This is a genomic window from Peribacillus sp. Bi96 (genome assembly GCF_918698115.1).
Lineage (GTDB): Bacteria > Bacillota > Bacilli > Bacillales > DSM-1321 > Peribacillus.
Map to the genome: position 1 here is coordinate 178,334 of NZ_CAKKLV010000005.1, position 14,238 is coordinate 192,571.

Annotated in this window: 14 protein-coding genes; 2 read left to right on the forward strand and 12 right to left on the reverse strand. The window is 39.8% G+C overall.

From position 1 onward, the window contains the following. Nucleotides 1-10: 10 nt before the first annotated feature. The 9 genes from LQ203_RS08980 to speB all read right to left on the reverse strand — a co-directional run bounded on the left by LQ203_RS08980 (nt 11) and on the right by speB (nt 9,013). On the reverse strand, nt 11-595 hold the full coding sequence (locus LQ203_RS08980) for a topology modulation protein (protein ID WP_356714163.1): 585 nt from the start codon (nt 593-595) through the stop codon (nt 11-13). A gap of 95 nt (nt 596-690) precedes the next feature. Next, complete coding sequence (locus tag LQ203_RS08985; protein ID WP_230157317.1) at nt 691-1,749, reverse strand: alkene reductase; 1,059 nt, start codon at nt 1,747-1,749, stop codon at nt 691-693. Between the two features lie 307 nt (nt 1,750-2,056). Then, nucleotides 2,057-3,484 (reverse strand): MDR family MFS transporter, encoded by a 1,428-nt coding sequence (locus LQ203_RS08990; protein WP_230157319.1) that lies wholly within the window; start codon nt 3,482-3,484, stop codon nt 2,057-2,059. A gap of 59 nt (nt 3,485-3,543) precedes the next feature. Continuing rightward, the gene (locus LQ203_RS08995; RefSeq protein ID WP_230157321.1) at nt 3,544-4,116 is read right to left on the reverse strand and encodes a TetR/AcrR family transcriptional regulator; all 573 of its coding nucleotides are present in this window, start codon (nt 4,114-4,116) and stop codon (nt 3,544-3,546) included. A 211-nt stretch (nt 4,117-4,327) separates the two neighbouring features. Continuing rightward, a complete protein-coding gene (locus tag LQ203_RS09000; protein WP_230157323.1) occupies nt 4,328-4,420 on the reverse strand; it encodes a putative holin-like toxin in 93 nt (30 codons plus the stop codon). 192 nt (nt 4,421-4,612) lie between these two features. Next, nucleotides 4,613-5,602 carry a D-2-hydroxyacid dehydrogenase gene (locus LQ203_RS09005; RefSeq protein ID WP_230157325.1) on the reverse strand — a complete coding sequence of 330 codons (990 nt, stop codon included), beginning with the start codon at nt 5,600-5,602 and terminating at the stop codon, nt 4,613-4,615. 83 nt (nt 5,603-5,685) lie between these two features. Then, complete coding sequence (locus tag LQ203_RS09010) at nt 5,686-6,447, reverse strand: class II aldolase/adducin family protein (protein ID WP_230157326.1); 762 nt, start codon at nt 6,445-6,447, stop codon at nt 5,686-5,688. A gap of 45 nt (nt 6,448-6,492) precedes the next feature. Beyond that, nucleotides 6,493-7,914: a sodium:solute symporter gene (locus tag LQ203_RS09015; protein ID WP_230157327.1), complete on the reverse strand. Its 1,422-nt coding sequence runs from the start codon at nt 7,912-7,914 to the stop codon at nt 6,493-6,495. 100 nt (nt 7,915-8,014) lie between these two features. Further along, a complete protein-coding gene (gene speB / locus LQ203_RS09020; protein WP_230157328.1) occupies nt 8,015-9,013 on the reverse strand; it encodes an agmatinase in 999 nt (332 codons plus the stop codon). A gap of 247 nt (nt 9,014-9,260) precedes the next feature. Between speB and LQ203_RS09025 the strand changes: the two genes are divergently transcribed. Continuing rightward, nucleotides 9,261-10,673, forward strand: a complete 1,413-nt coding sequence (locus LQ203_RS09025) for a sigma 54-interacting transcriptional regulator (RefSeq protein WP_230157329.1) — start codon at nt 9,261-9,263, stop codon at nt 10,671-10,673. 745 nt (nt 10,674-11,418) lie between these two features. Here the strand turns inward: LQ203_RS09025 and LQ203_RS09030 are convergent. The 3 genes from LQ203_RS09030 to LQ203_RS09035 form a co-directional block, all read right to left on the reverse strand. Continuing rightward, nucleotides 11,419-11,583 carry a hypothetical protein gene (locus LQ203_RS09030; protein ID WP_230157330.1) on the reverse strand — a complete coding sequence of 55 codons (165 nt, stop codon included), beginning with the start codon at nt 11,581-11,583 and terminating at the stop codon, nt 11,419-11,421. Between the two features lie 184 nt (nt 11,584-11,767). Then, nucleotides 11,768-11,896, reverse strand: a complete 129-nt coding sequence (locus LQ203_RS27490) for a hypothetical protein (protein WP_290370553.1) — start codon at nt 11,894-11,896, stop codon at nt 11,768-11,770. Nucleotides 11,897-12,213: 317 nt separating this feature from the next. Then, entirely contained in the window at nt 12,214-12,393 is a 180-nt protein-coding gene (locus LQ203_RS09035; RefSeq protein WP_230157331.1) for an IDEAL domain-containing protein, read from the reverse strand. Between the two features lie 481 nt (nt 12,394-12,874). Between LQ203_RS09035 and LQ203_RS09040 the strand changes: the two genes are divergently transcribed. Beyond that, complete coding sequence (locus tag LQ203_RS09040; RefSeq protein WP_230157333.1) at nt 12,875-14,173, forward strand: MFS transporter; 1,299 nt, start codon at nt 12,875-12,877, stop codon at nt 14,171-14,173. Nucleotides 14,174-14,238 lie beyond the last annotated feature (65 nt).

Here is a 14,238-nt window from a genome sequence, read left to right on the forward strand (position 1 = left end):
ACCTTAGGGCTTAATCCTTCCTATTTAGCAAATATCCTTCAATTTCCTGCTTACTTTTTAAAATGACTATTAGCTTTTCCGGCTTCGTCCTTTGAAGTTCTCCAAGTATGTTTTTCATTTTTTTCTTGCGAGGAAAATAGGTGATCATTATAAATTTAACAAACTGCCAGTCTAATTTTTCATTGCAGCCTACAGACATATCAGGTCGTGTTTTACCTATATAAGACAATCGACGTTTTACAACACGGTAAAGACAAACATGTAGAGGTAGTTCTAAATAAATGATCGTATCGGCATGCTCCGAACGTAAAGCAAAAGAATCACTATAATTTCCTTCTATTATCCACTTGCTATGACTCAATACTTCCTTCTGAGCAGAAATGAAATCATTTAAAGGAGCTTCCACCCAGCCAGGTCTCCAGTAGAATGTATCCAAATGATGTACTTCGATATTTAAATATTCTCCAAGCCCTCTTGCAAAAGTAGATTTTCCAACACCCGCGGACACTCCTATAACCATAATACGCTCCATTGGTATCCCCTCTCTTTCTAGTAGATTTGCAAAATATATTTCCTTTCTTCCCAATTGCTCCATAAGGAAAAGGCGATCCTTCTTATTGAAGAATCGCATCAGTTAATGATGGTCAAGACGGTATACTTACAGAAACAAGCGATAGTCTTATTTGCTTTTTAAATCAATTGCCCTAAATGTTTCTTTGCATCATATTCAACAAGTTTTTCATCCTGCTTAATTCGTGCCAGATAATCCGGATTGGCAATAAGCGGACGTCCAATTGCAGCAACGTCAATGATGCCTTTTTCGAGTGCGGCTTCTGCTGTTTTCACATCAAGCCCACCTACACCAACTATAACTCCATCCCAATGACTGCGTACCAATTCATGCATGGTCAATCCTTTGGCAATCGGCTTGGTAAATTCCATCGTGGAAGGGTGAATCATTTTGACTCCTGCTTCATGGAAAGCCTCAATAAATGTTTCGATCGCTGCTTCAGGGTCATCCCACATGTAAGCTGGCTGGTCAATCTTCAAAGCCGAGAAACGAATAAGGGTACGGTCCGCTCCAACCGCGTCGATGACCGCTTTTAACACTTCCTTCATAAATGTCAGACGCTGTTTTAAATCACCGCCGTACCGATCCGTCCTTTTATTGGAAGTGTCAGAATTAAACTGATCTATTAAGTAGCCATGTGCACCATGAATTTCCACACCGTCAAAGCCGGCATTCATTGCATTTTGTGCAGCTTGTTTGTATTGGCTCACTACTTCTGCAATCTCCGCTTCAGTCATTTCTTCAGGAATATCAAAGGGTTTCCCGAATCGTGAAACCTTTCCTTCAGCAGCGATAGGAGACGGAGCCTGCGGTGGAAGTCCTCCTGCAAGTTCGTTGTGGCTTGCACGGCCGACATGCCAGATTTGTGCAATGATCGTTCCGCCTTCAGCGTGAACAGCTTCCGTTACTTTTTTCCACCCGTTGATTTGCTCTTGAGTGTGAATCCCCGGAACTCCTGGATTCCCCTTTGCTCTTGGAGAAATCACAACACCTTCTGTAATGATAAGTCCGATTCCATCCTTTGCCCGTTTACGGTAATATTCTACGGTCAGGTCATTCACAACACCAGTTTCTTTATCAGCAAACGCCCGTGTCATAGGAGCCATCGCTGTTCTCGTTTTTAAATTCCATGCACCAACTGTTACAGGTTCAAAAATTTTAGTTTTAATTTGCTTCATTAAAATTCCTCCTGTTAAACTTTGTTTTTTTTGAGAACAAACTAACTTTTGGTAACTATCATTTTGTAAGACTATCCGATAAAGGGTTAATTTACAAATAATTCACTCTTGTAATTACGTCATTTCGTAAAAATGGTAAAAAAGACCAACAAAACTATTCAAAATTCCAATTTGTTGGCGGACTGCCATCTAATTCGGCCTGCAACCCATCTATTCCGGCCTTCAACGAGATAATTCTACACAAAAAAAGCCAGACAGGGAAAACCTTTTCCCTGCTGGACTTATCTTTTCTATATATATGTTCCTATTAATCTCGTGCTGTTCTGATAAAGAACGACGCGATCAAACCTATGATTGCAAGGAGTAGGCCGAAAATAAAGGCATCTTGAACGCCTGCAGTCAATGATCCGCTAATGACGGATGGATCTAACGGATCCTTCGCATTTGCCATATAATTTTTTTGTGTTGTTGACATGATGGTAATCGCAACCGTCGTACCAATGGCTCCCGACACTTGTTGCAATGTATTCATAAGAGCCGTTCCATCCGGATAAAGATTTTTCGGCAGTTGATTCAAGCCGTTTGTCTGTGCGGGCATCATGACCATCGAAACACCAATCATAAGGAAAGTATGCATGACGACTACCATCATGATAGAAGTCTCGGTCGTCACGTTCGTCAAAGACCATAACATTACAATCATGATAATGAAGCCCGGGATCACTAATCCTCTTGGTCCGAACTTATCAAAAATGCGTCCCGTAAACGGGGACATGATACCATTAAGCACTCCTCCCGGTAATAGTACAAGCCCAGCTGAAAATGCAGCTAATGCCAGCCCAGTTTGCAGGTATAACGGTAAGAGAATCATGGAAGACATGATGATCATGAAGGTAATGAAAACGGTAATTAACCCTAACGTGAACATGGGATATTTAAAAACGCGCAAGTCAATCATCGGTCTCTCCATATTGAATTGTCTTACTGCAAACAGGAATAACGCGATAAGGCCAACAATGATAGAGGATAAAACAATGGCATTCCTCCATCCTGATTCTCCTACAATACTAAAGCCATAAACGATTCCCCCAAACCCGATTGTCGATAAAATGATGGATGGTACATCGATTTTTGGTTTGGTGATCGTAGAAACGTTTTGCATATACTTGAGACCAAATAATAATGCGATCACAAAGAACGGTAAAGTCACCCAGAAGATGTAATTCCACTTCAGATTTTCGATGATCAGACCTGAAACTGTCGGTCCGATGGCAGGTGCAAACATGATTACAAGTCCCATCAATCCCATCGTCGCTCCCCTTTTATGGATCGGGAAAATAACCAAAATGGTATTGAACATAAGCGGCAGTAAAAGACCCGTTCCGACTGCCTGGATGACGCGAGCCAGCATCAAGAGTCCGAACCCAGGTGCTATGGCTGCAAGGAGTGTACCGAAGATCGAGAACACCATTGAGGCAATGAATAATTGACGAGTATTGAACCACTGGATCAAGAGCCCGGAAACGGGAACCAGTATCCCCAAGGTTAATAAATAACCTGTTGTCAGCCATTGTACAGTGGATGGGCTGATAGTGAATTCCTGTATTAAGTCCCCTAGCGCCATATTTAAGGCCGTCTCACTGAATAACCCAATGAACCCCGCAATTAAAAATGAAATTAATATAGGGGTCGTTCTTATGACTGGGCTTTGTTGCTGTGTTGCATTTGTAGACATAAAATAATTCCTCCAATTAACCGTATCGACCAAAGCTTATAATAATGTTTCCGTATGACTTATTTATTTATCAACAATAAAGGTATTTGTTCCGCAATGGCTTGGAGAGGTTCCCCATTTTTCGCCGTTAAAGATAACAGGATGCCCCCTTCAATTAAAGCATTTATTACAATACTCAATTCCTTTGACCGTTTCTCACTATATTTCGCCTCAAGCAATTTTTTCACATAAATGGATTGCCATTCTTCTATCGCTTCTTGACAGGCCGTTCTTATCGGCTCACTTGTCGTATATGTTTCAGCCGCTATCGTACCGATCGGCAGTCCTAATAGATTTTCACTTTCACCAAAGACCTCGGATAATTGAAAAATATGAGCCTGAATGGCTTTAATAGGGTCATCGATCTCATCAAATCCCCGTTTAATTTCATTAATGACGAATTCTTTAGTATGATTGATCGCTTCAATCGCCAATTCTTCTTTGCCTTTCGGAAAATAATGATACAGCGAACCTTTTGGAATGCCACTTTCTTCAATAATGTCCTTAAGCCCTACCCCATAATATCCACGTATTCGAAAAAGTCGGGAAGCAACTTCAATAAGAATGTCTTTAGAGTTTCTTTTATCGGCCATAGCTTGATCACTCCTCATCATTATACCAACTGGTCTATTAGTACTATACTGGCATTTCATTGTTTTGTCAAAGTTGGCTGGCTTAAATACTTATACAACAAAAAGAACACCTCATAACTGGTGTTCTCTGCAAATTGGAAATCAGAATTCATTACCTTCTTTTTAAAAACGCTCCATTAATCAAACTTTTCATAATCATATTTCGTTATCTTCAAGGATTCTTGTCTTGATTTTTAAAATCAAGAATAGCAATTACAAACATGCCAAAGCTTAGCATCAGGGAAATAACTTCGAAAGTACCCATTCATACATCGCCTCCTTACATTCAGCTTTTCCTGATCAGAGATTGTCCTATACAAGAAAAACATGATGCAGTGGCATTTAAACCATAAAAAAAGCAAACCCAATTAGAGTCTGCCCTCGTACTCATCATATTCTTGGAAAATCGAAATTCCCCATTCAGTTGAATCTTTCTTTTTAACATATCCCATTGCTGTTAATAACCAAGTTTTTTTTCAACAACATTCATTAATGGTTTACCCTCAGAAAAAAGCTTTAAATTTTTCAAGAATAATTGCATCACACGATCTAGGTGTTTGGCAGAGTTGTAGGCATTATGTGGGGAAACGATGACATTTTCCAGCTGCCAGAAAGGATGATCTTCAGGTAATGGTTCTACTTCGAACACATCGAGCGCGGCCCCTGCTATGTGCCCGTTGCTCAATGATTCAATTAAATCTTCGTCCACAATCGTATTGCCACGGCCGACATTAATTAAATAACTGCCTTTTTTCATTCTATTTAATCGTTCTTCATTTAAAAAATATGATGTCTCTTTCGTAAACGGGAGAGCCAAGACGACAAAATCGGACCGTGAAAGGACCTCATCCACTTGATCCATACCCATTATCAAATCAGCAGGCTCATATCCTTCGTTCCTCTTGGCGGGATTTCGGCGACAGCCAATAACGGTCATTCCAAGTGCTTTACATCGCTTTGCTATCTCAAAGCCAATGTCACCATACCCAATTATCCCCACTGTCGAATTCTCAAGGTCTGTCACAGGAATTTCAACCCATTTTTTATTCATTTGATTTCTGATCATTGTCGGCATACCTCTTGCTAACGAAAATAGCATGGCAATTGTATGCTCGGCAATCGGGACAGATGTGCAACCCTTGACATTGGTGATGGTGACATCTCTGTTTTGAATATCTTCATTAAGCATGGCCTCCACTCCCGCACTGTCTGAATGGACCCATTCAATCTTTGGAGCCTTTTTAAGAATGCTGAGGTTATCATGAAGTCCCATCGTATAAAGAACATCAAACTTAGATAGATCTACGGCTGGCTGTGGTTCAGGTTCGCCGAATTCCCATGGTTCGACAACGACATCAGAACAAAACTCCTTCAACTCATTGATGTATTTCTCGGGTATATCGACCCTTATATAAAGTGAAGGAGCTGCTTTCTTTGATTCTGACATGATAATACCTCCTCAAGAACCTACGATTCCTTTTTCTTTAATTAATGAGATGTCAAGTCGAAATGCCATGCTGTGCTTTATGATCAATTCAAGAAATCTGGTTGCTCTTTTCTAATTCTATCCCAAAGTGGTTGAAAACTCAGCCAGCCTTCATATTCCGTGCCCGTTTGTTCTGCTGTTAATTTTGCATACTCCTCCTCTATAAAAATAGGCTTACCGACAGATTCGGCCATAATCTGCGCTTGACATGAACGTTCCATCGTTATGAACCACCAAGCAGCTGAATCTACAGATTGGCCCACCGTAAGCAGACCATGGTTGCGGAGGATGACTGCTTTGTGTTGACCTAAAGCCCTAGCGATGCGTTTCCCTTCTTCAGATGCATAAACCACACCAGTAAAATCATCGAACAATGCATGGTCTTTATAGAATTGGCAGGCATCTTGCGTAATCGGATCTAGCAGTCTCCCTAAAGAAGACCATGTCTTTCCATATACCGAATGTGCATGTGCCGCTGCAATGGCATCCGGTCGTGCTTTATGGATTTCCGAATGAATGGCAAAGGCAGCACCATTCACCGAATGTTCCCCCTCTACAATATCACCTTTATGATTAACCAATATAAGATCGGAAACCGAAATTTGACTAAAATGCATCCCAAACGGATTGACCCAGAAATGGTCTGTATATTTAGGATCGCGGACCGTAATATGGCCAGCTATCCCTTCATCGAAACCAAACTTTGAAAAAAGACGGAAGGAAGCTGCCAACCGTTCTTTCCTGTGATTACGCTCTTCTTCCATTGTATCGAATGTCGCGGGTTGCAGGGAAATTATCTTTGTCATATTTCTTTCCTCCTCGATTCTTTTTCTGCTTTTTTAGGTGAACCATCAATTAGCCAAGGTGTCCATATCCGTTTTCTCCTTTACCTCTTGCTTTACCTCATTATTGGGACTTAGGAAAGTAAGGGTAGTGATGACGACAAAACTAGTAGCGAGTCCGTATAGAATGGGTTGAGTGGAGGAAGGCCCATTAATGACCAATCCCACAATAATAGCGATCATGCTAGCCAGAATGGAGTAGAAAGCGGCTGTAGCCGTAACTCTCTTCCAAAAGAATCCAAGAATGATTGGAAAGAACACAGCTCCGGATAAGATTGCGTAAGCCACATCCAGTGCAACTAAAATATCTTGAATCCATATCGAAACGATTATGGCCAATACACCAATCGTTAAAGTTGTAATCCTAGAAGTTCTTAAAAATTGACGTTCACTCATCCCTGAACCGAAATATTTTTTAATGATGTCATTAACAACTAAAGTGGATGAAGCGAGCAATGTTCCTGAAGCAGTGGACATTAGGGCTGAGACTACACTTGCAATGACAATGCCCAGTAGACCTACAGGCAGGGTTTCCATCGCTATACTAGTAAATGCAGTTTGTGGATCGCCTAAATTAGGAAGGATAATGAAAGCACACATTCCAATGATACTGATTGCAATCGCGTAAAAAACGCTATATATTCCAGCTCCAACCGTTCCTCCTCGAGAAACCGCTTTGGTTCGTGCGGTAAAAAGTCGCTGCCAAATATCTTGTCCTACGACTACCCCTAAGGTAAATAGTAAAAAATATTGAAAAATTGTCTCTCCGCCAATGTTGCCTAACTCAAAATGTGAGGCTGGGAGATTTTCTTGAATTGAACTCCACCCTCCTGCTTTAGAGATGCTCATTGGAAGCATGATAAAGAAAATCCCGATCGTCATGATGACGAATTGCACGACATCGGTCATGGTGACTGACCACATTCCTCCTAATATTGTATAAAATAAAACGATCCCACCCCCGACTATCATGGAAACCGTTAAATTCCAACCAGCCAAAACATGTAATATCGTCCCCATCCCAATCACTTGCGTTACAGTCAGCATGAATGTATAGATAACCGAGACCAATGCACTGATTAATCGCGTTTGAGAATTGTAACGCTTCTCAAGCATTTCACTGATCGTCAGTACTTTTAAATCAAAGATCTTATTTGTTAAAAACAATCCGATTGCGATAATCCCGAGTCCGATCATCACTACTAACCAAATACCGGATATCCCAAACTGATAACCTAACTTTGCTGTTCCAAGTGTAGAAGCGCCCCCTAATATCACAGCAGCCAAACAGGATAAATACATAAAATGACCGAGATTACGCCCTGCTACAATGAAATCATCTGCTGTTTTTGCCCGTCTAGATCCAATTACTCCCACTATGATTAAAACAGAAAAGTATAGAATCATGATCGATATATCCAAAATATGCATGTACACATCTCCTTTTAAGGTTGTTTTATTTTATATCCCTTTTTTTGTTAAAAGATGGAAGGAAGAGGTTTTTCTCCAACCCCTTCCACTTGAATGAAAACTAGTTGTTAAGCTGCATTTCCAAATCTTCCACTTTCTGTTTCCCCTCCAGTTTTCCTTTTTTGGCGAGAGCGATTAGTGTAATGAATTCATAGACAATATTAGCCGCGGCGGCAGCGGTGATTTGTCCATGATCGTATGCAGGTAAAACCTCAACAAGATCGAATCCGACAAAATTTATATTCGTCAATCCTCTTACAAAGCTTAAAGCATCATCAATGCTGGCCCCTGAAACTTCCGGTGTCCCCGTTCCCGGTGCATAAACGGGATCTAAAAAATCAATATCAAAAGATAAAAAGACAGGGCCGTCCGCAACTCGCTCGTGAATGACCTCTAGCATTTTTTCGACACCGATTCGTTTATAATCGTTCGTCGTATAAACACCCAAGCCTAAATCCCGAGCGTCCTGAAGGTCTTCCGGCCCGTACAGACCGCCCCTCATACCAATTTGGAGAGATCGCGATACATCGATGAGACCCTCTTCTATTGCGCGGCGAAAAACGGTTCCATGATTGTACTTTTGATCGAAATAACTATCCCACGTATCTGAGTGAGCATCGAATTGAAGCAGGGCAACCGGTCCATGTTTTTTTGCGATTGCACGCAGCTCCCCTAGAGTGATAGAATGATCGCCTCCTAATGAAATGGGAATGATCCCTTTTTCAATGACAGGAGTAAGCTCTTCCTCGATCTTTTTATACGTTTCTGAAATATAGCCCGGTATGATCGGAATATCCCCATAATCAATCCCTGATATATAATCAAAAATATTAATATCTTGTTCTGGATTATAAGGGCGTAAAAGGATGGAAAAATCGCGAATGGCTTCCGGTCCGAATCTCGCACCCGTTCTAAATGATTGCCCGGAATCAAATGGAATACCCGTAATGACAAAATCCATATGTTCATCTACCTGTTCAACAAATGGAAGCCGCATGAACGTACGAACTCCGCAAAAGCGGGGCGATTTGAATGAGTCTTTCGGTTGATACTTCATCATGTTACATCCTCCTAAATTTTCTTTATTCATTCCAAAGCTTTGAATAAGCGTTCGGAATTTTTAATCATACCTTTTACTTAAGCAAGATTCGCGCCAACTATTTCCCTGCCATTAATGAGGATTGTCGTTATCCTTTTACATCATTTGATTAAAAACTTAATCAATTTCATATTTTTTGATTTAATTTTTGATTATTCCGACTTTTTGATTTATATTTTAATTAAGCAATATCCCTATATCCAAAGGAGTGGAATTCATGTACGACGGAATGCTCGAGGAAGAATTAAATAAGATCATTGAAACATCGAATAATAACATCCTCATTACCGATCAGGATGGAATCATTCTGTATTCCAATCCAAAGCTTTGGGAGATTTATGGTATGGAAAGTGACTCTTACATCGGAAAATCCGTCTATCAATTAGAAAAAGAAGGACTTCTAACTCCTTCCATTAACGCACTGGTTTTAAAAGAAAAGAAAGCGCAGCGGATCATGCAACAAACAAAAACGGGTCATGTTGTCATGTCGACAGGCTATCCCATTTTTAATAAGGAAGGCATTCTCGTTAGGGTAATCAGCTATGGTCAGGATCAAACCGAGATCCTGCAATTGCAAGATCAATTTGCGCAATTACAACGAAAGGTAAAGGGCTATCAAACGGAAGTCGAGGATTTAAGAGAAAAGGAATTGGATTACCATGACATGAATGCTAGAAGTTATGAAACAAAGCATCTCTTAAAAACGATCCATAATGTTGCAAAAACCGATGCGACGATTCTCTTATTAGGACCATCTGGTGTAGGGAAAAGTACATTTGCTCGCGCCGTTCATGATCAGAGCAACCGAAAGAAAGAACCTTTTATTGAAGTGAATTGCAGCACGATACCTGATAGCTTGTTCGAATCAGAAATATTCGGCTATGAACCTGGTTCATTTACAGGGGCAAACAAACAAGGACGGCAGGGCCTGATTGAACAGGCTGATAGCGGAACTCTTTTCTTAGATGAAATCGGGGAACTCCCACTTGCCATGCAAGCCAAATTACTGAATGTATTGCAGGAAAAAAAGATAAAGCGTATCGGTGGAAAAAAAGAAAACCATATTAATTTCCGTCTGGTTGCCGCAACAAATCAAGATTTAAAGAAAATGGTAAGTGAAGGCAAGTTTAGGCTAGACTTATATTATCGATTGAATGTGATTCCCATCCAAATTCCGGCTCTACATGAACGTAAAGAAGATATACCTCTCTTAATACAGCATTACTTACAGAAGATCAATGATAAATACCGGAAATTTAAAAAATTCCATCCAACGACTTATGAAGTATTGACTCATTATAATTGGCCAGGAAATATTCGAGAATTAGAAAACTTAATTGAACGATTAATCCTCACAATTGAAGAAACCAATATATATCCTGATCACCTTCCCCAATCCATCACTGGGCAAATGGAACAGCCTGAAGATTCCACTTTCCTTGAAATCGAACAGGAATGTGAGGAGAAATTCGATTTAAAGCAGACACTGGAAAAAATTGAAATGCAACTGATTGCAAAAGCATGGAAACAATGTAAAACCACATACGAAATGGCAGATCATTTGGGAATCAGTCAGCCAACAGTCATCTATAAATTAAAGAAATACAAAAAATATTTTTAGATTCGGCTTGAGGTCCCCTCGAAACCATGCATGGACCTTGGCTTTTAGTAATAGTTACCATTCAAGCTAAGGGCGATTATAAAACTATGTATGCTCGCGGTCAAAATACTTCAATCGATAAAAAAATCCATATTCAAGTTGAATGGGATTCACAAATATCACATTTCCATATTATTAATGTTAAAGCTTACATTAATTCAAACGAATGATTGTAAGTGATGCCCCTTCCCTACCTGTTAAAACAACGGTAGCCAAAAATAAATCAGGTTTTTTTAATTATTTTTCACATACAAAAAGGCTCCCATAAAAGGAAGCCTTCATTTACTAACATGGCAATCTTGCCGAAAATTTTTATGCATTCAAGCTTTTTTCCTTGTAAACACTTTTTTTCGGATTTTTTATAATATTCTATCTTCTTCGCACTTTAAAACATGGATGGGTATGGAAATGGACTAGAAATTCAATTAATGTTTTTTCGACAAGTGATTACCTCTTCGTGTAATCGAAATCCCAGCTAAGATATAAACATATAAACCAATCTTGGTTCTATATGAACTAACCACTACTTTAAAGATATCGTTAACGATATTTTTGAATATTAATATTTCTTGTCTTAATGGACTTTGGCATTGGTATTCCAGCTATTCTTAGAGCTACGCCCCTTTAATTTCTAAACGATCTTCCTGTCTCCATTCTAAAAAACAAAAGATATTTTACTATACCAACAGACTAGGAATTACATAACCTATTCCGAGATGAATTCATCAACAAAAAGAGGCACCCATAATGGGAGCCTGAATTTTAGTGAAGGTAAAGCTATTGTATGTGAACCGCCACGATTCCGCTTCTCTATGCGGCACGATAATTGAAATGACGATAACCACTTTTTTTCACCATCCTTCCTCTCCATGACCCCTTCCCTGTTTCACCACTTTGTCTGCATTGCCATCTTATCAATCGAGACAGCTCCAATTGTCAATAATTGAAGTTTTTCATAAGGGCCCTCTCGGAATTAAAACTAAAATGCCAAAACAAAATAAAAATGAATCAGGAAGTTATACAGCTCTTCCTGATTCATCTTTTATTTTCTTTGATTACTTTTTATCTTTACGACTTTTGGGAACATAGTCATTCAGTTTGTTAAATAAAGAAGTAATGTAGGAGTTGAGTTCGAATCGATCCTCCTGAACAAATTCTGCTAACGACACTCCATTCTTTTTCATTTCTTTTCCCCCTTTTAGCATTTCATCCTGATGCATAAACCTTTTGCCTCTTATGCCTATAGCTTTTGACATTGGCGCCCTTACATTAAAAATCTCTTGGATCTTCTCTCCGTCGTTCTCTTTATCTGACTATTATACAAGAAAGCGCTTACAATGTAAAATATTATAATACTATAGATTCCTATTAACGAAGAATGTTTCAGCTAAAAAAATTTCATCTTCATCTTACATATATTATCAAGCTTCACTGGCTTTTCGTGCACGGGAGCTTTTCGTTTACATCATAACTACTTGTCTTTTTTGCAGTGTGCAAAATTTCATGAAATGCTCTTCAATATTTCAGTTAAACGTATGAACTCTTCCTTATCACGATTCTTCAATGAGTCATCGATGGCTTTTTCGATTTGTGCTTTTCGGTAATCACTAAGCGCCTTTTTTAAAACCATCTCAGCCATCTCTTCAGGTTCCAGTGATGTTCCAGGCAATTGCTTCTCCATACGAAACCAACTCCTTAACCTTTTTTCTATTATACTAAGTAACTTGGAGATTATTATCTATTTATTAAAATGTTATCCTTTCCACTTTTTTCATTTCCTTATTCACATGATTCCCACATCGCCACTCTTCTATACATAAAAAATACTAAATGATCAAATTGAATCTTATGATCCTCAGGAGTTAAAACTTTTTCCTTTTACTTAAAACTACACTTATTTTATCCGTGAGCGCTGATCTCATTTTTCCATTACTTTAGAATTAATTATATTCCAATACAGGTGAAATAAGCTATGTTAAACGTTTCATTTTTTCAGAAAAATCAGATATATATTGACGGATATGGATAACCTCTCTAAAATAATCTAAATAATCCATTTTTTTACTTATATTCACCAGCCATCCATTTTGTTCATGTAAATGTACACTCTTCGATGTAAGCGTTTTTTTACAAATGAAAACAATATTAAAGGAGCATTTCCCATGAAAAAAAGCCGAGTTCTTTTCGCTAGTTTAGCTGGTTCCGTTATTGAGTGGTATGATTTCTATTTATATGGGACAGCGACGGGATTAGTTTTTACAACACTATTCTTCCCCAATCAAGATCCAGCGATATCACTTCTTCTTGCCTTTGTCACTTTCGGGGCAGGTTACGCGGCCCGTCCAATCGGGAGCATCCTATTCGGACATATGGGTGATCGCATTGGACGGAAGGCGGCACTCATGTTCACCCTCATTGGTATGGGCGGAAGTTCAATGCTTATCGGGGTTCTGCCCACCTATGCCCAGGTTGGTCTGGCAGCCCCCGCCATCTTGGTGGTGCTGAGATTGATTCAAGGGATTTCCTTGGGAGGTGAATGGGGCGGGGCCATCCTATTGGCAACGGAATCTGCCCCAAAGGGGGTCCGTGGGTTATATGGATCCATTCCCCAACTAGGGGTACCCATTGGTTTAGTTGCCGGTTCGTTCAGCCTTACCCTTATTAGTTCTTTGACTACCGATGCCCAATTTTTATCTTGGGGTTGGCGGATTCCTTTCCTTTTAAGTGGTGTACTGATCGCATTGGCAATCTGGGTAAGGAGTGGAATTGAAGAAACGGAAGAATTTCAAGCGCAGAAAGATAGCGGTGATCTTGCGAAGATTCCCATTATTGACACGTTGAAGCATGATTGGAGAAGTGTAATGCAGGTGATCGGACTAAAAATCGGGGACGGGTTCTTCAATGTATTCATCATGTCCTATGTTCTCGTCTTTACCACAATGTATTTTGGATATTCACGAGATTCAGCCCTGACCGCTTTAACGATTGGCTGCGCTACAATGCTCATTACCATTCCCGTCATTGGTTACATTTCTGATTTCATCGGTCGAAAAATCATCTATGTGTGTGGCCTGATACTCCTTTTCGTCTTGTCTATCCCCTACTTCACTATGATCGGACAAGGGATAGGCTGGTTCTACTTTATGCAGGCAGTTGTACTCGGCGTTGTTTGGGGAGCGATTTTTTCTACACAAGGAACATTATTCTCAGAGCTCTTTCCAGCAAAAGTCCGTTATACGGGATTATCTGTCGGATATCAGGTCGCGGCAGCCATTGCCGGTTTCGGTCCTCTCATTTGGACCACCATGGCGGATTCATATGGTCCATCCCCTTTGGTATTTGGCGGATTCATGATGGCTGGTCTCGCAATCTCCCTAGCGCTTTGTCTATTAATACCGCAATCCAGTAGAATCATCGAAAAAGATCAAACTCTAAAACCCAACGAGCTGGATTTGAACTGATACTCAAACTATGAAATAAATAAAACCATAGGCTGCATGTTCCCATCACCGGGATATGCAGCCTA

Bases quoted from the DNA above. Each gene is read 5' to 3' on its own strand.
- speB (WP_230157328.1), bottom strand. From the start codon at position 9,013: ATGATGAAGTATCAACCGAAAGACTCATTCAAATCGCCCCGCTTTTGC.
- LQ203_RS09010 (WP_230157326.1), bottom strand. From the start codon at position 6,447: ATGACAAAGATAATTTCCCTGCAACCCGCGACATTCGATACAATGGAA.
- LQ203_RS09035 (WP_230157331.1), bottom strand. From the start codon at position 12,393: ATGGAGAAGCAATTGCCTGGAACATCACTGGAACCTGAAGAGATGGCT.
- LQ203_RS08985 (WP_230157317.1), bottom strand. From the start codon at position 1,749: ATGAAGCAAATTAAAACTAAAATTTTTGAACCTGTAACAGTTGGTGCA.
- LQ203_RS08980 (WP_356714163.1), bottom strand. From the start codon at position 595: ATGGAGCAATTGGGAAGAAAGGAAATATATTTTGCAAATCTACTAGAA.
- LQ203_RS08990 (WP_230157319.1), bottom strand. From the start codon at position 3,484: ATGTCTACAAATGCAACACAGCAACAAAGCCCAGTCATAAGAACGACC.
- LQ203_RS09015 (WP_230157327.1), bottom strand. From the start codon at position 7,914: ATGCATATTTTGGATATATCGATCATGATTCTATACTTTTCTGTTTTA.
- LQ203_RS27490 (WP_290370553.1), bottom strand. From the start codon at position 11,896: ATGAAAAAGAATGGAGTGTCGTTAGCAGAATTTGTTCAGGAGGATCGA.
- LQ203_RS09005 (WP_230157325.1), bottom strand. From the start codon at position 5,602: ATGTCAGAATCAAAGAAAGCAGCTCCTTCACTTTATATAAGGGTCGAT.
- LQ203_RS09040 (WP_230157333.1), top strand. From the start codon at position 12,875: ATGAAAAAAAGCCGAGTTCTTTTCGCTAGTTTAGCTGGTTCCGTTATT.
- LQ203_RS09000 (WP_230157323.1), bottom strand. From the start codon at position 4,420: ATGGGTACTTTCGAAGTTATTTCCCTGATGCTAAGCTTTGGCATGTTT.
- LQ203_RS09030 (WP_230157330.1), bottom strand. From the start codon at position 11,583: ATGGAGAGGAAGGATGGTGAAAAAAAGTGGTTATCGTCATTTCAATTA.
- LQ203_RS08995 (WP_230157321.1), bottom strand. From the start codon at position 4,116: ATGGCCGATAAAAGAAACTCTAAAGACATTCTTATTGAAGTTGCTTCC.